This window comes from Niabella drilacis (assembly GCF_900101395.1).
Taxonomy (GTDB): Bacteria; Bacteroidota; Bacteroidia; order Chitinophagales; family Chitinophagaceae; genus Niabella; species Niabella drilacis.
The window spans coordinates 178,964-198,487 of sequence record NZ_FMZO01000006.1; the positions used below are offsets into that span (position 1 = coordinate 178,964).

18 protein-coding genes are annotated in these 19,524 nt (G+C 47.5%); 8 read left to right on the plus strand and 10 right to left on the minus strand.

Annotation, left to right across the window (positions count from 1 at the left end):
* The first annotated feature begins 59 nt into the window (after window positions 1–59).
* Complete coding sequence (locus BLS44_RS12750; RefSeq protein WP_090390463.1) at window positions 60–398, plus strand: RNA recognition motif domain-containing protein; 339 nt, start codon at window positions 60–62, stop codon at window positions 396–398.
* Between the two features lie 154 nt (window positions 399–552).
* Here BLS44_RS12750 and BLS44_RS12755 read toward each other — a convergent pair whose 3' ends face one another.
* Genes BLS44_RS12755 through BLS44_RS12770 form a run of 4 tightly spaced genes read right to left on the minus strand, consistent with a single transcriptional unit; the run spans window position 553 to window position 7,468 of the window.
* Complete coding sequence (locus tag BLS44_RS12755) at window positions 553–4,182, minus strand: efflux RND transporter permease subunit (RefSeq protein WP_090390464.1); 3,630 nt, start codon at window positions 4,180–4,182, stop codon at window positions 553–555.
* Window positions 4,183–4,230: 48 nt separating this feature from the next.
* Complete coding sequence (locus BLS44_RS12760) at window positions 4,231–5,436, minus strand: efflux RND transporter periplasmic adaptor subunit (protein WP_090390465.1); 1,206 nt, start codon at window positions 5,434–5,436, stop codon at window positions 4,231–4,233.
* A 27-nt stretch (window positions 5,437–5,463) separates the two neighbouring features.
* On the minus strand, window positions 5,464–6,837 hold the full coding sequence (locus tag BLS44_RS12765) for a TolC family protein (RefSeq protein WP_090390466.1): 1,374 nt from the start codon (window positions 6,835–6,837) through the stop codon (window positions 5,464–5,466).
* Window positions 6,824–7,468, minus strand: a complete 645-nt coding sequence (locus BLS44_RS12770; protein WP_090390467.1) for a TetR/AcrR family transcriptional regulator — start codon at window positions 7,466–7,468, stop codon at window positions 6,824–6,826. Before BLS44_RS12770 ends, BLS44_RS12765 begins: the two co-directional genes overlap by 14 nt.
* Before the next feature lie 187 nt (window positions 7,469–7,655).
* Between BLS44_RS12770 and BLS44_RS12775 the strand changes: the two genes are divergently transcribed.
* The 7 genes from BLS44_RS12775 to BLS44_RS26550 all read left to right on the plus strand — a co-directional run bounded on the left by BLS44_RS12775 (window position 7,656) and on the right by BLS44_RS26550 (window position 14,316).
* On the plus strand, window positions 7,656–8,276 hold the full coding sequence (locus tag BLS44_RS12775; protein ID WP_090390468.1) for a DUF502 domain-containing protein: 621 nt from the start codon (window positions 7,656–7,658) through the stop codon (window positions 8,274–8,276).
* Window positions 8,277–8,322: 46 nt separating this feature from the next.
* Window positions 8,323–9,543 carry a DUF1015 domain-containing protein gene (locus BLS44_RS12780; RefSeq protein WP_090390469.1) on the plus strand — a complete coding sequence of 407 codons (1,221 nt, stop codon included), beginning with the start codon at window positions 8,323–8,325 and terminating at the stop codon, window positions 9,541–9,543.
* Between the two features lie 193 nt (window positions 9,544–9,736).
* Window positions 9,737–10,351: a signal peptidase I gene (gene lepB, locus BLS44_RS12785; protein ID WP_090390470.1), complete on the plus strand. Its 615-nt coding sequence runs from the start codon at window positions 9,737–9,739 to the stop codon at window positions 10,349–10,351.
* 311 nt (window positions 10,352–10,662) lie between these two features.
* The gene (locus BLS44_RS12790; protein WP_090390471.1) at window positions 10,663–11,679 is read left to right on the plus strand and encodes a tetratricopeptide repeat protein; all 1,017 of its coding nucleotides are present in this window, start codon (window positions 10,663–10,665) and stop codon (window positions 11,677–11,679) included.
* Window positions 11,680–11,779: 100 nt separating this feature from the next.
* A complete protein-coding gene (locus tag BLS44_RS12795; RefSeq protein WP_090390472.1) occupies window positions 11,780–13,558 on the plus strand; it encodes an AMP-dependent synthetase/ligase in 1,779 nt (592 codons plus the stop codon).
* A gap of 408 nt (window positions 13,559–13,966) precedes the next feature.
* The gene (locus BLS44_RS12800; RefSeq protein ID WP_090390473.1) at window positions 13,967–14,194 is read left to right on the plus strand and encodes a DUF433 domain-containing protein; all 228 of its coding nucleotides are present in this window, start codon (window positions 13,967–13,969) and stop codon (window positions 14,192–14,194) included.
* Window positions 14,191–14,316 (plus strand): DUF5615 family PIN-like protein, encoded by a 126-nt coding sequence (locus BLS44_RS26550; RefSeq protein ID WP_176954406.1) that lies wholly within the window; start codon window positions 14,191–14,193, stop codon window positions 14,314–14,316. Before BLS44_RS12800 ends, BLS44_RS26550 begins: the two co-directional genes overlap by 4 nt.
* An 86-nt stretch (window positions 14,317–14,402) precedes the next feature.
* On the opposite strand, the gene BLS44_RS12805 is transcribed toward BLS44_RS26550, so the two are convergent.
* From BLS44_RS12805 to BLS44_RS12830, 6 genes are read right to left on the minus strand one after another with little or no spacing between them, the layout of a single operon-like run.
* Window positions 14,403–15,764, minus strand: a complete 1,362-nt coding sequence (locus tag BLS44_RS12805; protein ID WP_090390474.1) for an MFS transporter — start codon at window positions 15,762–15,764, stop codon at window positions 14,403–14,405.
* A gap of 2 nt (window positions 15,765–15,766) precedes the next feature.
* Complete coding sequence (locus BLS44_RS12810) at window positions 15,767–16,429, minus strand: bifunctional 4-hydroxy-2-oxoglutarate aldolase/2-dehydro-3-deoxy-phosphogluconate aldolase (protein WP_090390475.1); 663 nt, start codon at window positions 16,427–16,429, stop codon at window positions 15,767–15,769.
* A 2-nt stretch (window positions 16,430–16,431) separates the two neighbouring features.
* Complete coding sequence (locus BLS44_RS12815; RefSeq protein WP_090390476.1) at window positions 16,432–16,884, minus strand: NanQ anomerase/TabA/YiaL family protein; 453 nt, start codon at window positions 16,882–16,884, stop codon at window positions 16,432–16,434.
* A gap of 14 nt (window positions 16,885–16,898) precedes the next feature.
* Window positions 16,899–18,041, minus strand: coding sequence for a Gfo/Idh/MocA family protein (locus BLS44_RS12820; RefSeq protein WP_245729204.1), 1,143 nt, complete (start codon window positions 18,039–18,041; stop codon window positions 16,899–16,901).
* Window positions 18,042–18,078: 37 nt separating this feature from the next.
* A complete protein-coding gene (locus BLS44_RS12825; RefSeq protein ID WP_090390478.1) occupies window positions 18,079–19,104 on the minus strand; it encodes a sugar kinase in 1,026 nt (341 codons plus the stop codon).
* 11 nt (window positions 19,105–19,115) lie between these two features.
* A complete protein-coding gene (locus tag BLS44_RS12830) occupies window positions 19,116–19,520 on the minus strand; it encodes a hypothetical protein (RefSeq protein WP_090390479.1) in 405 nt (134 codons plus the stop codon).
* Between the last annotated feature and the right edge of the window lie 4 nt (window positions 19,521–19,524).

The window sequence follows — 19,524 nt, forward strand, 5'->3', positions numbered from 1 at the left end:
AATGTTCATTGAATTTGGTACTGTTTTAGCACTCTTTTATTTTTTAAAATTCAAACAAAATGAACATTTACGTAGGAAACCTTAGCTGGAACCTGAAGGACCAGGATCTGCAAAACCTATTTGCTCCTTATGGGGAAGTAACTTCTGCCAAGATCGTATCGGACAAATTCACAAACCGTAGCAAAGGCTTTGGTTTTGTAGAAATGGCCAACGATGATGAAGCAAAAGCTGCTATCGAAGCTTTAAATGGTACAGAAGTAGACAGCCGCAACATTGTTGTAAACGAAAGCCGTCCTAAAGAAGGCGGTTCAGGCGGCGGTGGCTACAAGAAAAGAAGCTTTGGCCAAAGCGGCGGCGGCTATAACAAAGGCGGCGGCGGATACCGCGATCGTTATTAATTTTATTCCATAACGGATATGAAAGCTCCCTTCCGGGAGCTTTTTTTATTGCATTGTTCTTCAATGCTTCAAGTATCGCAGAACAATGCAATAAAAAAAAATACGGCGACCCATTGAGTCGCCGTATCTGCTTTATTACAAGGTTAATGGGATTTTAGAACCAGCTGCCGATATATGCTTCGTTTACGGTATCCTTTTGCCCTGCCAGCCTGTTTCTCCGGCGGGCTACTTTTCTTTTTTGGCGGAACATTGTATACAGCATCAGGGGAATAAACAGGAAGATCGCGGGAGGAATTCCCAGGAAGGAGATCCAACGGCCTCCAAATGTATTACGCATCGGCCGCTTCAGCCTTTCAGCGATGAGGTACATGCTGGGCACCATCACCAGGGTCATAAAGAACGCAAAGGCCAAACCAAAGATAATAGTCCAGGAAAGCGGTTTCCAGAACATCACATTGTCCCCGCCAAAGAAGATCTTCGGATTGAGCTCGGAGAACATGGTCACAAAGTTGATATTAAATCCTACAGCCAGCGGTATCAGTGCCATGATCGCCGCCATAGCGGTCAGCAACACGGGGATGATCCGTGTTTTACCGGCCTGTATCACCGCCTCACGGGTTTTTAATCCACGGGCCCTCAGTTCATCCGCAAACTCAATTACAAGGATCCCGTTCTTGATTACGATACCTGCCAGGCCAAGGATCCCCACACCCGTCATCACCACAGAAACAGCCATACCGGTTAGTGTAAACCCTAACAGCACTCCGATGATACTGAAGATGATCTCCGTTAAGATGATTACCGATTTGCTCATGGAGTTAAACTGCCATACCAGTATCAGCAGGATCAGCCCCAGGGCGATCAGCAACGCTCTTCCAAGGAAGGCCCCGGTTTCTGCCTGCTGTTCTCCTTCCCCGGTTTGCTTAATGGAAACATCATCGCCGGCCGGATGAAAATTATCAATGGCCGATTTGATCTGTGCATTTACCCCTGTGGGCGTATAGCCTTCTGCTTCCAGCACATTACTGCGCAGGGTGATCATCCGCTTCTGGTTCTTGCGTTGCACACTTCCCAGCGTATTGGTATAATCCACATCCACCACGGAGCTGATCGGTACGCTTTTTACCTTTCCGGTTGCCATATCCCGGAATACCACATTCATATTCAAAAGGTCTACCAGGTTCTTCCGCTGCACTTCCGTATTGCGTACATATATTTTGTATTCATCCTTTCCGTTCTTGATCTTGCTGGCTTCGTTCCCAAATAGGGCGGTCCGGATCTGCATACCGATCTGGGCAGAAGAAACGCCCTCACTCAAAGCCCGCTCCCGGTTCACCTTCAGCGTTACCTCCGGACTGCTCAGGTCCACATCCATTTTCAGCTCTTCCACACCGGGGATCTGCAAACTATCCAGGTAGTTCTTTAGGTTCACGGCTGTAGGGATCAGGTTATCAAATTCCTCGCTGGCCACTTCAATATTAATGGGCGGGTCTGTAGGCGGACCATTCTTTTCCTGCTCCACGGAGATCTCTGCACCCGGAATATTTTTAATGGCCTGGCGCACTTTCGTCAGGTAGGGCGCTGTACTTACCCCATGCCGCTTTTCGAACTCAACAAATGATACCTGGATACGTCCCAGGTTGCTGCGGGTACTTCTGTCTCCGCTGTTGGGGTCGGCTGCACCCACGGCCACGTTAGCGATCACGCTCTCCACCACCGGGTTCTTTTTGCCTTTGGCCGGGTCCATATCCAGCGCCTGGTTTACCTTGGCTTCCAGGCTGCGCGTAATAGAATCCGTATACTTTACATCCGTACCACTTGGCAGCTTCAGGTATACATAAATAAAATTGGGATCCGAGGAGGGGAAGAACACCACTTTTGTCCGGCCCGCTCCTGCTGATGCACCAAACATCATGAAGGACAGGATCAGCAAACCAAACGCTCCCAGCAGCAGCCAAACAGGCCGCCAGCCTTTTAATGCCCAGTTCAGAAGATCTTCATAATGGCCCATGATCCAGGGCAACGCTTTGTTCTGAAACTTATGGATCCAGTCATCGAAGAAATACGTATGCAGCACCGTAAGGAGGGCCATAAACAGAGACAGGTTACCGATAAAGAAGGCAAGGCTTCCTTTTCCCATGGGTATACCGATGAGGTCAAAAAGCACCCCGATAATGATCATTACCACGAAGGGTCTGGAGCGGAATACATCCGATTTCTTTTTGTGTTCCGGGTTTTCCGGGTGATTCATAAAATCTACCGCAAATACGGGGTTCATAAGGAAGGCAACAAATAAGGACGCCGCCAGGGTAAAGATCAGCATCAGCGGCAGGTAGATCATAAACTTACCAATGATCCCCGGCCAGAACAAAAGCGGCACAAAGGGCGCCAAGGTGGTCAGCGTTCCTGCCAGTACCGGTACAAACACTTCCCCGGCGGCCATCATGGAGGCCCGCTGCGGACTTATTTGCCCTTTTGCCTCCGTAAAGATCCGGTGCGTATTCTCAATTACCACAATAGCATCATCCACAATGATCCCCAGCCCAAATAACAAGGCAAAAAGCACCATAAAATTGAGCGTGATATTGGTGCCAATGAAGGCTTCTCCCACGGGTATGAACATAAATGCCACAAACATACTCAGCGGCACACTTAAGGCCACAAAGAAGGCGTTGGTGAGCCCCATGAAGAACATCAGGATGATCAAAACCAGGATGAACCCGATAACAATGGAGTTAACCAGGTCATTGAACGAAGTGCGGGTAGAAATACTCTGATCCCCGGTAACGGTCACATTCAGGTTTTGCGGGAACACCGTTTTCTTCATATCCTCACTGATCGTTTTTACGGCATCACTGGTTTCAATAAGGTTCTCCCCGCTGCGTTTTACAATATTTAAGGTCAATACGGTTTTACCATCCAGCCGGGCATAGCTATCCGTTTCCTTGATCGTATCCTTTATCGTAGCAATATTCTTCAGGTAGATCGGGTTACCGGTATTATTGCGTACGATCACTTCCTCAATATCCCTTGCGGTTTTAAACTGCCCTTTCAATTGCAGGTTACGCCGCATGTTGCCCACCTCCAGCAAGCCGCCGGAGATATCCATATTCTCATACTTGACCGCATTGGCAATATCGTCAAACGTGATGCCGGCCGCCTGCATTTTTGCATTGTCCACATTTATCTGGAACTCGCGCTCCGGTGCCCCTACCAGGTCTACCCGGGTGATCTGCGGCAGCTCTTCAATACGATCCTTCATTTTATCGGCATATTCCTTCAGCCGTACCCGGTCAATGTCGCCGCTCAGGTTTACATACATGATGGGCATTTCCGACATGCTCACTTCCAGCGCGGTGGGTTCCTGCGTAAGGTCTGTTGGAAGGTCCTGCCGGGCCTTATCGATCGCATCCTTTACCTTTTGCAGCGCTACTTCTACTTTTTCATCCGAACCAAATTCCACCATAATGGATGAATAGTCCTGGAACGAACTGCTGGTCACTTTTGTAACCTTCACGCCCGTCATTCCCTTCAATTGTTTTTCGATGGGCTGGGTTACCAGGTTCTCAATATCCTTGGGTGAGTTTCCAACATAAATGGTAGATATGTATACATTGGGGATCACCACATCCGGGAAGCTTTCCTTGGGAGTAGAGATAAACTTATACACCCCAAACAGCGAAACCATCAATATCAGCAAGTAAACAGTTGTACGGTTTTTGACCGCCCAGCTGGTAAGAAAGAATTCCTTGAATTTTTCCGTAAAATTTTCTAAAGCACTCATAAACTTAAATTATTTGCAATAACGCCAGATGCATTACTTACTGGAAAATTATTTTGAAGCCTGGGTGGTTACCACCTGCCCGTCGTACAGGCTCTGGAAACCTTCCGTGATCAGCTGATCGCCGTTTGTGAGCCCGGATTTGATCTCCAGCTTATCGCGGTACAGCTCTCCTGCTACCACTCTTTTTTTGCGGGCCACCAGGTTATTACCTTCTTTTACGGCCACCAGTACAAATTTTCCTTCTTCATCAGACTGGAGGGTATTTACCGGCACTGTAATAGCATCACCGGAGCTATAGTCCTGGATCTGCACTTTGGCCAGCTGGTTGGCCCGGATGGCGGGATCCTGCGGCACAATGGCTTCTACATAAAACGAACGGGTAGTAGGATCGATCAGCTTGCTTACCACGCTTGCCTTTGCAGAGAACTCTTTACCACCGGCATCCGGCAGTGTGATCTTTAAAGGCGCGCCCACTTTTACACGATCAATATAGGTTTCCGGCACATTTACCACAAGCCTGAGCACGGATGTATTTACAATGGAGATCTGCGGTACCGCTCCGGCCATTCCTACAAAAGCCTCTCCCACTTTTACATTCACCTGGTCTGCCACACCACTGATGTCGGCTCTCACATTAGTATAGTCCAGCTGTTCCTTCGCCTGCTGGATCTGCGCCTCGGCAGCCCGCAGCTGGCTGGTCAATGCATCCACATTGGTCTTTGCCTGGATCACCTGGATCTCGGCACCAATATTATTGGCCCACAGGTTTTTCTGGCGCTCATACGTGGTCTGAGCCAGTTTCAGCTGGGCCTGTATCTGCCCGGTCTGCTGCTGGGCGGCAATCACCTGTTGCCGTTGTACCGCATCATCCAGCTTTGCCAGTACCTGGCCCTTACCTACATGATCACCTTGCTTTACATACAGCGCTCTTACAACACCGCCCATTCCCTTAGGGGCCACATAGGCACTGTTCTTGGCATCGATCTTACCCTGCAGATCGATGTAATGATCAAAGGCATTGCTTCCGATGGGTTGTATGGTTACAAATTTTGCTCTAACCGTATTGGGCTCCAGCTTCTCCAGCTCTCCCTCCAGTTTGGCCAGCTCATCATTGTTCTTTTTCTGTTCGGCTTTCAGCTTTTCGATTTTGGCTTTCAGATCGCCAGCCTTTCCTTTCTCCTTTCCGCCTCCGCAGGAGTAAAGCACCAGTGCAAAAGCAGTGATCGTCAATGTGGTTTTTAAAACGCTGTGCATAAAATATAGTATTAAATAGTTTGGATGTTAAAATTTACCAATGGCCTTCAGGAAGTCCACTTTTGCCACAACGGCATTATACAGGGCATTGTAATAGTTGGTCTGGGCCGATTGCAGCTGTACCCGTGCATTGTCGATCTCGATCTGGCTGCCGGTACCCATTTCATATTTTTTCTTCGTTTGCTGGTACACATTTTCTGCCAGCTTCATGTTCTGCTTCTGGTAATCCATATCGGTGATCGCTGATTTAAATGTATTTACCGAAGATTCCCGTTCCTGGTCAATCGTTAATTTAAGCGCACTGATCTGATTCTGGGTTTGCTGTAGTTTAATTTTGGCCTGGGCAATACGGGCATTCGTGGCAAACCCATTAAAAATAGGAATGTTTATGTTAAGCGATATTGCGCTGACAGGGTACCATTCCGCTGTTCCGTTAAACATTTTAGCCATTTTGTTGGTTTGCGTCATGTAATCCCATGAGCCACTAAGTGAAACCGTGGGAATTTTACTGTACCGGTATCTTTGCACATCAAGCGCACCCAGTTTTTCGCCCAGCAATGCCGCCTGAAAATCCTTTCTCTGGCTATAATCAAACTCGGTAACCGCTTCGATGATGCCCTCTTTTAACTTTTCATCCGTCAGCTCATCGGTGAGCACCAGTTCTTCCTTCACCGGCATTCCCATTAACACTTTCAATCCCAGGTATCCGTTGGTAACAGAATTTGACACCTGGTTTCTCTGTGATCGCAGGTTTGCCAGTTGCACATCCAGCTTATCGATATCCAGCTTTTCTGCAAACCCGTTATCATACATAATTTTGGTATCATTCCTGTTTTTCTGCACCAGCGCCAGGTTTGAATCAATCAGCGCGATCTGCGTTTTGCTGACTACCAGCTGGTAATAGATTTTGGCGATATTCAACCGGATCTGCTCAAAGGTCACTTCGGACGCCTTTTTCTTATAATCGATCAGCGTTTTCCGCGCCTGCAGGCCGGTAAACACCTGCCCGTCAAAAAGAAGCTGCGACAGCGCAACGCCTGCCATGCCGCTCCATGGTGCGGAAAAAAGGTTAGAGATATAGGTATCTTTTGCTAATGGAGGAGCATCCTTTTCCCCAAAAAAATTGTCCATTCCCTTGGGAAAAAACATTTTTGGTATCTTCACGTTATCAGTAACCCCGGCCCTTCCATTGATCTGCGGCAGCGCATTACCCGTAACTTCCCGGTTCACCTGCTCCTGTAAGTTAACGTCCAACAGGGCATTTTTTACCTGCACATTGTGCTGTTGACCATATTCCAATGCCTGCTGCAATGTAAAATAATGGGTGCTATCCTGCGCATTGCCACTGCCCGCTATCATCAGCCCCATGATGGCCATCACCATCAGCCTAATCTTTTGCATCTGAATTATTTTTTGGTTTATGTTTTTTATACTTTTCGATCAATTTCTGTCCTTTGGCAGTGGCCATTCCATGAAGAAAAAAATAGAACAGTTCCAGCTGTACCTGGAACAGGCCCTCCTGCAGCCGGCCGTAAAATTCCGGCATAAACATAACGTCAATGCTTCCAACCCGGAACTGTGCAATGATGTCGATGTTGAAATCATCGCGGTACAGCCCCTCCGCAATACCCCGTTTTATATTTTCCACGATTATTTCATAAAGAAACTCGTTCTTGTAGTCGACAAATCTTTTATACGCCCTGGGATGATACTTTTTAAGATCATGTATCAATACAGGGTTCATATTCCTGAAGAGTTCAGAGGTTTGTCCAATGGCCAGGAATCCCTCTTGTATGGCGTTATCAGAGATCTGGTGAAAAGTTCTGCAGTGTGTGCCGTTATCGATCAATACCTGCTCGATGGCGTCCCCTACCAGCTGATCCTTATCGGTATAATACTGGTAGATCGTTTTTTTACTGCTGCCTACCGCCGAAGCGATATCATCCATGCTTACACTGCGCGCACCATACTGCATAAAGAGCTGTAATGCCTGGTTGCGGATGTGGCTCTTATTTTCGTTTTCGTCTTCCATTTTACCAGGCGAAACTATGGAAACTTTTTGAACTATTAAAGTTTCCAACGTTTTTTCCCGAAAAACTTAACCGAAGTTATCCTCACACGGCGTTATTCAATTACCCATACCGGTGAACGGTTCTTTTTTACCGGTGAACTGCCTAAAAGCGCTACTCAACCGAACTTACTGTCAAAAACGTTTATTTTTGCCGGATATTATGGCTACCGTGCATCATAAAAAAGAAGATCGCCTGCTAAAGAGATTATTCCGTTATTTTCTTCAGGGGCTGATCATCCTGGCTCCTATCACCATCACGATCTATATCCTGTACCAGCTTTTCAATTGGGTCGACAACCTGCTGCGCCCGGTCATGGTCATACCCGGACTGGGCTTTTTGACCATTATCCTGTTTGTATTGTTCATCGGCTGGATCAGCTCTTCGCTCATTATGGAAGCAGTGATCAGTTTTTTTGACCACTGGCTCGAGCGCACACCCGGCATCAAGCTGCTTTATACCTCCATCAAAGATTTTTTTCGTGCTTTTGCCGGTGATAAAAAAAAATTCACCAAGCCGGTATTGGCCAACATCTTTGACCGGGATATCTGGATCGTTGGTTTTATTACAGATGAGGAAATGACCAAATTGAACCTGGGTGCAGATATGGTGGGGGTATATGTGCCGCAGGCTTACAACTTTGCGGGGCAACTCTATATTTTGCCCAGGAACCGGGTACAGCTGATCGATGCCATATCCCCCGGCGATGCGATGAAGTATACGGTAACCGGCGGAGTGGTGGAAATGGAACAGCAGCAGCCTGCCCCGTAAACACAGCAGACAAGACCAGCAATCATAAATCAGCTTTAAATTCGTTATGTCGATCATCAAACCTTTTCCTGCCCTGCGCCCGCAAAAAGCAATCGCTTCCAGGGTAGCTTCCAGGCCCTACGACGTACTAAACAGCTCCGAAGCCCGGGAGGCCGTTAAAAACAACCCCTGCTCGTTTTTGCATATCACAAAAGCAGAAGTAGACCTGCCGCCCGGTACCGATACCCATAGCCCGGCCGTTTATAAAAAGGCCAGCGAAAATTTACAGGCGTTCCGGCAAAAAGAGCTCCTTTTTCAAGAGGCCAGGCCCTGTTATTATATTTACCGGCTTATTATGAACGGCCGCAGTCAAACCGGGCTGGTGGCCGCATCCGCAGTGGCTGACTATGAGAACAATCTTATTAAAAAACATGAGCTTACCCGCCCCGAAAAAGAGCAGGACCGCATTGATCATATGAAGGCAACAGGAGCCCAAACGGGCAAAGTATTCCTGGCCTGTAATAATGTAGCCGAACTGGATGCCCTCATCAGCAGCTGGAAGAACCGGCATGAACCGGAATACGATTTTACCGCGGAAGACGGCGTTCAGCATACGGTTTGGGTGGTGGATGAAGATATTGAGCTGGAACAGATCACCCGGCTGTTTCAGGAAAAAGTTCCGGCCACCTATATTGCAGACGGGCACCATCGTGCCGCTTCTGCCGCAAAAGTGCGCCAGGCCATGCCCCAAAACAGCGAAGCCGCCTGGTTCCTTACGGTTATTTTTCCGGCAGCCGAACTGTCTATCCTCGATTATAACCGGGTTGTAACCGACCTCAACGGGTATACCACCGGTGATTTTATTGCAGCCCTGCATGAAGACTTTGAGATCACCGCCTCCGAACATCCGGTAAAACCAGCACAGCTGCACGAGTTTGGCATGTACCTCGAGCATAAATGGTACCTGCTGAGATGCCGGCCGGACACTTATACCGAAGATCCGATCGGGATCCTGGACGTATCCATCCTTACAGAAAATGTGCTGGATAAATTATTGGGCATTAAAGACCAGCGTACCGACAAGCGCATCGATTTTGTGGGCGGCATCCGGGGTATCGGCGAACTGGAGAAACGGGTGAACAGCGGGGAAATGAAAGTGGCCTTTAGTCTTTACCCCGTTACCATTCAACAGTTGTTCGACATTGCAGACAGCGGCCAGGTAATGCCTCCCAAAAGCACCTGGTTTGAGCCCAAGTTGCGGGATGGGTTGCTGACACATTTGTTGTAACGGCCCCGGGTCAGCGCCTGGCCCTTGAAGAGGATCACTAAATATAATGAGCGCTTTAGCTTTACGTTTAAAGTGGTTGATTCCCCAGGGGGCAGGGCCCCACGTTCAACCTTCCAGGCCAGGGCACGGTTTTACATGCAATACACCCTTCCGTGATGACCGCCCGGATATATAATTTTGATCAGGGGTGCGGATGGCTGGCATTCTATTCCTGTTCGGCATTACCGGCCGGGCACTGTTCTTTTATGGACTATTGAGTTTAGTGGTCTTGCTCCTGGCATTAAGAATATACATCATTATAGACGGAATAAAGCATGTCCGGCGCCAGAAAGCGTATGTGCTGAAGCCATATAATACATGGTACTGCTATCTGGCACTTATAGCCATTGCACTTACAGCATTGTTTTTTTATGACACCAGCGCGGTTATAGGGATACAAAGCTTTAAAATCCCCTCCGATCCAAATGAACCGACGGTCCGGCAAGGGGATTTTGTTGTGGCCGATACAAAGGCATATAAAAATAAGACTCCGGATTATGGAGACATCATCATTTTTACGCATACCGATGGCCAGACCTATACATACCGGATCGTTGGCCTCCCCAATGACAACCTAACACTAAAGAACAATGTGGTAAACGGAAAGTCGGGCCAAACCATCTATATGAAAGACGCCTGGTTTAACGGGATACCGGTTATTGAAACAGGGGAAATTCTTCCAAATGGCCACAGACATCAGGTTTATCTGTTTAAAGGCTTTTTATTTATGATTCCAGGCAAAACAATTAGTGTCCATTGTCAACGCTGAAGACTATCCGAATATGCGTTATAACCCTGAACTTGATTGCATAGATGCTTTTTTAGTGCACGGGGGATCGTCTACTATATTCGCACATATCAAAGGCGACAGCCTTAAAACATTTGCAAGCGTTCATAATGACAATTATAGAACGGTATAAGAACTTCGATCCTTTAGGAGAATATTAAAAAATAAAAGCACACAACTACCACCCTTTGCGCTATTTTTACGTCCTGTAAGAGCGCTTTCGGCTTATTTTTTGCTAAATATGCAGAAAAGCAGTAAAATACACTGTTAATCAGTTACTTAAAAAATAGAAAATGAAGCAAATCTTTACCGCGGGCCTTTTTTTAATGGGAACCGTTATGGCATTCGGGCAGGACCAGATCGCAACCATGCGCGAAAATGCCCGGAAATTTATGATGTCCGGAGATATGGAGAACGCCGTTCTGGTGTTGAATAAAGCTGCGCAAACAGATAAGAACAATATAGATGTTCAGAAGGACCTGGCTCTTGCCTATTATTATAAAAAGGATTACACCAAGGGGCTGGAGATTGTTAAGCCGCTGCTCGCATCCGAAAAAGCCGATGTAGCAACCTACCAGCTTGCAGGCACGCTTTACCGGGGTACCGATAACGGCAAGGAAGCGGAAAAGATCTATAAGAACGCTATTGAAAAGTTTCCTAAACAGGGGCCGCTTTACAGCGAATATGGCGAAGTGCTGGAAGTTATGAAAAACGGATCGGCTGCCATCAGCATGTGGGAAAAAGGCATGGAAATGGCGCCCTCCTATAGCGGAAATTATTACAACGCTGCCATTTATTATTTTAAGCAGCCCGAAGGAAAGATCTGGGCGATCCTGTATGGAGAGATCTATGCCAATATGGAAAGCCTGAACCCCAAATCCGCCAATATCAAAAAAATGGTACTGGATGCTTATAAAGACCTGTTCTCCGGCAATCTTTCACAAATGGCGTCCAACACAAAAAATGAATTTGCCAAAGCGGTTCTGGAAACCTTTGCCCGCCAATCAGGTATCACCGCACAGGGGCTTACCCCCGAAACACTGGCCATGATCCGCACCCGTTTTGTCCTGGACTGGATCAACAACTACAATAAGAAATTCCCCTACCGGTTATTTGAGTACCATCAGCAGCTGATGCGCGATGGTATTTTTGATGCCTACAACCAGTGGATGTTTGGACCGGCTAATAACCAGTCTGCTTTTGAAACATGGGCCAGCAGCAACAAAGCGGTTTATGATAAGTTTACGGAATTTCACAAATCCAGGATCTTTAAAATGCCGGCCGGGCAGGTTTATTCGAACCGGAAATAATCTTTCTGTCTGAAATAATAAAAACCACTTCCTCATCGAAGTGGTTTTTTATTTAGCAGATTTTTATTAAATTGTAGGTTGGAACTTTAAATTATAACGAATGAATTTTCCTGCTTACAGATTGTTTGACGCAATTCCCCATCAGCTAAAGCAGTTTCCAAAACCGGACATGCTTAATGCAAAGATCAATGGCACCTGGAAGTCTTTTTCCACAGAAGAAGTGGGCAGCACGGTAAACCAGCTGTCGCTGGGGCTTATCGCCAAAGGTGTCAGCGGCAAAGATCTGTCTGCGGAAGAAAGTGATAAGATCGCGATCATCAGCCAGAACCGGCCGGAGTGGGTATTCACCGATCTTGCGGTACAGCAAACGGGCGCCATACTGATCCCGATTTACCCAACCACCAACCCGCATGAGCTGGAATTTATCCTCAATGAATCGCAGGCAAAATTCATATTTGTAAGCAACCAGGAATTGCTGGAGAAAGTGCGCTCAATCAAAAGCGACTTCCTGCAGGGCATCTACACCTTTGACCGGGTTGAAGGGGCCCCTCATTATTCCGAACTCTTTGTGCCGCTTACAGAAGCATCCGAAGCACAGCTGGCCGCTGTTAAAGCAACGATCAGTCCCCGGCATACGGCCACCATTATTTATACTTCGGGCACTACCGGAACCCCCAAGGGCGTTATGCTGAGCCATGAGAACATTGTAAGTAATGTCTATTTTTCAAAGGCCAGTTTTCCGTTTGAAGACCAGCCCCAGACCAGGGCATTAAGTTTTTTACCGCTCAATCATATCTTCGAAAAAGCGATCACCTATATCTATCTTTTCAGCGGCATCGGCATCTATTATGCAGAAAGCCTGGAGACCATTGCCGATAACCTGAGGGAGATCAAACCCGATGGTTTTACGACCGTTCCGCGGCTGCTGGAAAAGGTATACGAAAAGATCATGCTTAAAGGCAAGGAGCTGACCGGCATAAAAAAAGCCCTTTTTTACTGGAGCGTTAACATGGGTACCCATTATGACAACCGGATCAACAGGGGGGCTTTTTATAACTGGAAGCTTACTATAGCCCGGAAGCTGGTGTTCAGCAAATGGCGCGAGGCCCTGGGTGGAAATATTAAATTCATTATAACCGGCGGAGCCGCAGCCCCCGAAAAACTGTTGCGTATTTTTAACGCGGCGGGGATCCCTGTTTTTGAAGGATACGGGCCCACGGAACACAGCCCGGTGATCTGCGTTAACCGCAAAAAAGACAACTACATAGGAGCCGTTGGTCCCGCAATTGAAGGAATAGAGGTCCAACTTGCAGAAGACGGGGAAATACTTGCCAAAAGCTGCTGCGTAATGCAGGGGTACTATAAGCACCCGGAATTAACTGCCGAGGTGATCAAAGACGGGTGGCTCTGCACAGGTGATATTGGCGAGTGGATCGGGGGGCGCTACCTGAAAATCACTGATCGTAAAAAGGAACTATTTAAAACCAGTGGCGGTAAATATGTGGCCCCGCAACCGATCGAAAACAAAATGAAGGAAAGCAAGTTTATTGAACAGATCATGGTCGTGGGTAATGATAAAAAGTTTGTAAGCGCCCTGATCGTTCCCTCTTTCTATGCTGTAAAGGACTGGATGCAGGAACAGAAAATTGAAATCGGCAGCAATGAGGAGATCGCAAAAAACCCGAAAGTGCAGGACCTCTTCCGCTCGGTCATTGATCATCACAACACCAACTTCAACCATATCGAGCAGATCAAGAAATTTGCATTGCTTCCGCAGGAGTGGAGCGTGGACACCGGTGAAATGACTCCCAAGCTCAGCCTGAAGCGAAAGGTGATCCTCGAAAAGTTCAGGAAGGAGATCGAGGATATTTATCGTTAATTCCGGCCTGCAGATAAACCGGCCTCCGATATTGTTATGGAAACATCAGGAATCAATCATAATTTACGCCCTTCATATATACAAAAGAAACCATGGCAAACGTACCTAATTGAGGTGAAAATGAGTAGGAATATCACGTTCAAACAATTGTAAGTGCCTGTATTTGTAAAAACTTGTTTATCAGTAATTTCGGAACTTATAGGAGCGCGCCGCGTGAAATTTGTCAGCATCAAACCCAAGGGCACTTGCAGAGTCCCGTTTATCCACGTGGCACAATTGCAATAACCACATCCTCCCCCTAAATCAATCATTGCTAAAATGAAATGCGTTTGCCCGATACAAGAAAGGGCTTTATCGACAAATAAATTCATTTTATGTAATTTTATAGTGCAAAAAAGCATCTATAGAATGGATTATAAGAAATACATAGAATCTAACGCTTCGGTTATGCTCGGAAAACCTGTCATAAAAGGCACCAGACTTACAGTAGAACTGATCCTACAAAAACTGGCAGAAGGCGCTACGATTCCTCAATTACTGGAAGCTTACCCTTCACTTAAACAGGAAGATATTTTGGCCGTCCTGGCCTATGCTTCGGATGTCATTTCTAACGAAACTATCATTGCGGTTGCATGATCATTTTGGCTGATGAAAATATTCATTCTTTTATCATTCAAACCTTGCGTCAGGAAGGAATGGAAGTTGTTTCAGTAAGCCAGCGCTCAAAAGGCATTAAAGATAGTGAAGTCATTAAATGAGCCTTAAAAATGAATGCTGACCTGCAACAAAAAACTCCCGGAAAGTGAACCGGGAGTCTGTTATGGATCGATTTTATTTTTATATACTACAGGTCCGTAATGGGCTTGTATTTAGGTACCAATGATTTCATAATGACCCATGCCACCAGGTAAGCAATAGCGCAAAAGCCAAAGATGATGGAATAGCCGGTTTCAATATGCCCCAGCCCCTTATAATAATCAAACAGTTTTCCGCTCACCAGTGAAACCACCACACCGCCGATCCCCCCGGCCATACCGCCGATACCCGTAACGGAAGCTACCGTTTTCTTGGGGAACATGTCCGAAACGGTTGTAAAGATATTGGCGCTCCATGCCTGATGCGCAGAGGCTCCGACACCGATCAGCAATACCGGTACCCAGTAACTGATATGCCCCAGGGGCTGAGCGAGCAACACCAGCAATGGAAACAATGCGATCAGGATCATAGCACGCATCCGTCCATCATAAGCATGGTATCCCTTTTTGATAAAATACATAGGGAACCATCCGCCGCCAATACTGCCCACCATCGTCATGCTGTATAAAACAAACAGCGGAAAAGCCAGGTCAGTACCTTCTAATCCATACTGCACTGCCAGGTATTTGGGCAGCCAGAATAAATAAAACCACCATACTCCGTCTGTCAGGAATTTACCGATGGCAAAAGACCAGGTTTGTTTATACCCCAACAGTTTGAACCAGGGCACCTTGGCACCTGGCACCGCAGCGGGGTTCACATTTTCATCCACATCGCTCTGGATATAGGCCAGCTCTTCTTTCGACAACCGCTTTTGCTTTTCCGGAATGTCGTAATAGTAGAACCAGAACAGCAGCCAGATAAAGCCAATGGCCCCAATGATAATAAATGTAGACTCCCAGCCCCAGTGACCTGCGATCCAGGGCACGGTCAGCGGGGCCAGGATCGCGCCCAGGTTGGTACCGGAATTAAAGATGCCGGTAGCCAGGGAGCGTTCTTTTTTGGGAAAGTACTCTGCGGTTGCTTTAATGGCAGCCGGGAAGTTACCGGCCTCTCCAAACCCCAGTACTGCCCGGGCCATCATAAACCCGATGATGGAAACCGGTACTGCTGCAATGCCAAACCATCCCAGTACTGTATTGGATGCATGACCGATATTTACAGCTTCGGCATGCATAATGGCGCCAACCGACCAGATGATGAGCGCCCAGGCATAGCCCCATTTCGTTCCCAGTTTGTCTACGATACGTCCGGCAAATAACATGGACAACGCATATACAAACTGGAATACCGCTGTTATATTTCCGTAGTCGGTATTGCTCCACCCAAACTCACGTGTAAGCTCCGGCGCCAGTAAGCTTAGTACCTGCCGGTCCAGATAGTTGACCGTTGTCGCAAAGAATAACAATCCGCAGATCGTCCACCTGTATTTTCCTATGGCTTTTTGCATGCTTATTTACTTTTTATTGATTGGATCATGTTTAGAACGGTCGCTGTCATCTGCTCAATGGCGGTATAGTCCCCGGCGGCCATTAACTGTTTGCTCACCAGCTTACTGCCCATACCCACCGCACAAACACCGGCTTTAAACCAGCCTTCAATGCTTTCCTCAGTGGCATCTACCCCGCCGGTAGGCATAAACAATAATTTTGGAAAAATATCTTTAATAGTACCGAGGTATTTTGGCCCCAGCATATCACCCGGGAACAATTTAATGAAGCGTACCCCCGCATTTTCTGCGGCGATGATCTCTGTAGGCGTCATACAACCCGGTGCATAGAAAATTTCTTTTTCGGCAGCAAACGCCGCGATTTCCGGAACAAAGCCCGGGCTTACAAAAAAATCAGCCCCGGCTTCCAGGTATTCTTTGGTATCCTGCAGGTTCTTTACGGTTCCGATACCCAGCAGCAGCCCCTGCATTTCCTGGTCGCGGACCGCCACCAGCTTTTTAAAGTTACTAAACGCCGCTGCTCCCCGATTGGTATATTCAACAGCTTTAACTCCTGCTTTATATAAGGCGCGTAAAACCTCTGTACTTACGGCCTCGTCCGCATTAAAATATAAGGGCAGCATCCCCTGCGCTATAATCGTGTCGATTGTTTGTTGTACGGCCATTCTTATAATTTTATTTTCATTACTAATTTTTTAATGATGCCCTCACCGATCATTGGCGCATGCACATCTTCCGGGAAAAAAATAACAAACTGGCCAGGGCTCAATGTAAAAAAAGTGTCGGGTCGGTCATTGTAGAACTGTACGTCTTTTTCAGGGTTATAATCCCCGTTGGGCGCATGGCAATCCCCGCGCGGCTTCCAGCCCATTTGCTCCATACCGCTGATCACATACTGGATGTCGATAAACTGGTTATGACACTCAAATTTTTCCAGAGAAACCTCCGCTTTTTTACCGGAAGCTTCTGATACAATCGCCTTTACCGCGTTCTCTTCAATAGTGTAGGTACCTGCGGGGGTGTTTAAGAGATCTGTTTGCCGGATATAGTCCAGTGCTTTTTTAAATAATGGATGCAGCAACTCGTAACGTTGTGCATTATTTACCGTATCAATTACCATAAGGTTTGTTTATTTTATCTGTTCTCTGCGTTCCCGGTTTGTGCAGCTGCCAACCGGGGCTTTAAATATATTGTTTTACCGCTCTTTGCCGATGCCCGGGCCGCATCCAGGATCTCAACCGTTGTTATATTTACCGGGAGCCCGTATAAGTCATCAGGCTCCTGTTTCAATACCCCTCGTATCACACCGGCAAAAACCGCAAAGGGATCTTCAAACGGCGCCGGACGGGGCTCCAGTACCCGGGTGGTTTCGGGCAGTGCACCATCAAAACGGCTTTTAACCGTTGTTCGGTCCGCTGCAATAACATATCCCTTTGTGCCGTATGCTTCCAGGTCCTTGCGGCTGAAAGTCCAGCTCCATGAGGCCTGGATCACACACTGTGTTTCCGGGTACTGCAGGATGATGGTGGCCTCGTCTTCTACCTTCGGATACCGGTCCGGTCGGTTTTGATGGGTGATGGCCGTTACCGACAAGGGACGCTGCCCATCCATTAACCAGGTCATGAGATTGGCGCCATAACAGCCAAAATCGGTAAGCGCACCTCCTCCGTTCTTTACCGGATCGGTAAGCCAGGAAACAAAATGCCGGTTCATAGCCCAGGGGCCTTCATGACCGTCATTCACCAAAACCTTACGCAGCCGGCCCAGTTTTCCTTCCTGGTAACAACTCTTCACATACTGGTTGCTGGAATACCACGAGGTTTCAAAATTCGTGAGCACCCTGATCCCATATCGTTTTGCCAGGCTTTCTATTTCCAGGGCATCTTTATAGCTGGTGGCCAGCGGCTTTTCCACCATCACATGTATCCTGCGTGGCGCAGCAGACCGTACCACCGCAATATGTTCATTGATGGGGCCAAAAGCCATAACGCCGGCAGGTTTTACCTGATCCAGCATCCGGCCCAGATCCGAAAAAAAAAGAGCTGCCGGCAATTGATACCGTTCCCGGAACTCACGGATCCGGTCCGTATTTGTTTCGTAAATGCCAACGATCTCGATATCGCCTTTCAGCTTCCGGTTATAGATCCAATCGCTATGCCCATGCGTGATGCCTGCTATCGCAAGCCGCACGGGATGCTGCGCCGCTGCCGGCCCTGTACAAAAAACGCACAGCATAAAACAAAGCAGCAACCGTTGTATCGTTCTTATTGTCGTCATCAATCAGGTCTGTTGTCAGCCCCGGGCGTCGCAGCGTTTAGCGCTGTACACGACCGCTGGCATCGCCCTTCATCAGCGTTTTTACGTCACTCAACGTGGCATGGTTCAGGTCTCCCGGAATGGTATGTTTTAATGCAGATGCCGCTACGCCAAATTCTGCAGCATCGGCCATGCTCATACCGGTTACGAGGCCATAGATCAATCCGCTGGCAAAGCTGTCTCCGCTTCCCACACGGTCTACAATCCGCACATCGTACTTGCGGGTATGATAAAATTCCGTACCGTCGCTTACCAGTGCGCTCCAGCCGTTATCGCTGGCACTGTAGCTTTCCCGGAGGGAAGAAGCAATGTATTTAAAGTTGAACTTTTCTTTCATCTGGCGGATCACATCTTTGTAGCCTTCGAGATTCAGTTCTCCTTTTGTAATATCGGTATCCGCAGCTTTAAAGCCCAGTGTGGTTTCCGCATCTTCTTCATTACCGATACAAACATCCACGTATTTGCAGAGCCCGCTCATCACTTCACGGGCTTTTTCTTTGCTCCACAATTTCTTACGGTAATTCAGATCAATGCTGGTGGTGATCCCCTTTGCCTTTGCCGCTTTCAGCGCCGCCTCGGTCAAAGCGGCTGCTTTGTCGCTCAACGCGGGAGTAATGCCGGTTGTATGAAACCAGTCTGCACCTTCCAGTATTTTATCAAAATCAAATTCGCTTGCATCTGCATCTGCGATGGCGGCACCGGCACGGTCATAGATCACCTGCGAAGCCCGCATAGACGCCCCTGTTTCCAGGAAATAGATCCCCAAACGGTCACCCCCCCGTGCTACAAAACCGGTATTTACCCCATAGCGGCGCAAATGATTGATGGCCGCCTGACCAATGGCGTTGTCCGGAACTTTTGAAACAAAAGAGCCATCCAGTCCGTAGTTGGAGAGCGCTACAGCCACATTGGCTTCACCGCCGCCATAGGTAACATCAAAAGAATCTGCCTGAACAAAACGCTCAAAACCCGGAGTGGATAAGCGCAACATGATTTCGCCCAGTGTAACAACTTTCTTCGACATAATAATATTCTCTATTTTTTGTTTGTTAGAATTAAAAGATTGATCAGGCGTATCGCCATCAAAAAAAACTGGATCCCCAATATGGCCATCACTGCAAAAGGAACGTACTTCTTTGGGTAACGCGCTTTTTTATAGGGTAAAAAACTTACCGGCAAACTGAGCGCAAAACCTAAGACCGGAACCCCCAGCATAAGGAACAACAACAGATCCTTTTTCATTTGACCGGCTCCAGCAGCGCGATCATAAAGATCCGTGATCTGTTCATCCATTGTTGCAGTGGTTAAAAAATACAGGAGCACTGTCAGTGCAACGGCTATGCCCGTCATTTTCCATACCGTTGCCCTCCTTACAAAAAAGGGGGCTGCCGGCTTCGCTTCCGGAAACAGATTTTCTGTTATATCCTGGTTGATGATCACGATA

Coding starts and splice junctions, on each gene's coding strand:
- BLS44_RS12750 (WP_090390463.1), top strand. CDS start 60: ATGAACATTTACGTAGGAAACCTTAGCTGGAACCTGAAGGACCAGGAT.
- BLS44_RS12755 (WP_090390464.1), bottom strand. CDS start 4,182: ATGAGTGCTTTAGAAAATTTTACGGAAAAATTCAAGGAATTCTTTCTT.
- BLS44_RS12760 (WP_090390465.1), bottom strand. CDS start 5,436: ATGCACAGCGTTTTAAAAACCACATTGACGATCACTGCTTTTGCACTG.
- BLS44_RS12765 (WP_090390466.1), bottom strand. CDS start 6,837: ATGCAAAAGATTAGGCTGATGGTGATGGCCATCATGGGGCTGATGATA.
- BLS44_RS12770 (WP_090390467.1), bottom strand. CDS start 7,468: ATGGAAGACGAAAACGAAAATAAGAGCCACATCCGCAACCAGGCATTA.
- BLS44_RS12780 (WP_090390469.1), top strand. CDS start 8,323: ATGTCGATCATCAAACCTTTTCCTGCCCTGCGCCCGCAAAAAGCAATC.
- lepB (WP_090390470.1), top strand. CDS start 9,737: ATGGCTGGCATTCTATTCCTGTTCGGCATTACCGGCCGGGCACTGTTC.
- BLS44_RS12790 (WP_090390471.1), top strand. CDS start 10,663: ATGAAGCAAATCTTTACCGCGGGCCTTTTTTTAATGGGAACCGTTATG.
- BLS44_RS12795 (WP_090390472.1), top strand. CDS start 11,780: ATGAATTTTCCTGCTTACAGATTGTTTGACGCAATTCCCCATCAGCTA.
- BLS44_RS12800 (WP_090390473.1), top strand. CDS start 13,967: ATGGATTATAAGAAATACATAGAATCTAACGCTTCGGTTATGCTCGGA.
- BLS44_RS26550 (WP_176954406.1), top strand. CDS start 14,191: ATGATCATTTTGGCTGATGAAAATATTCATTCTTTTATCATTCAAACC.
- BLS44_RS12805 (WP_090390474.1), bottom strand. CDS start 15,764: ATGCAAAAAGCCATAGGAAAATACAGGTGGACGATCTGCGGATTGTTA.
- BLS44_RS12810 (WP_090390475.1), bottom strand. CDS start 16,429: ATGGCCGTACAACAAACAATCGACACGATTATAGCGCAGGGGATGCTG.
- BLS44_RS12815 (WP_090390476.1), bottom strand. CDS start 16,884: ATGGTAATTGATACGGTAAATAATGCACAACGTTACGAGTTGCTGCAT.
- BLS44_RS12820 (WP_245729204.1), bottom strand. CDS start 18,041: ATGACGACAATAAGAACGATACAACGGTTGCTGCTTTGTTTTATGCTG.
- BLS44_RS12825 (WP_090390478.1), bottom strand. CDS start 19,104: ATGTCGAAGAAAGTTGTTACACTGGGCGAAATCATGTTGCGCTTATCC.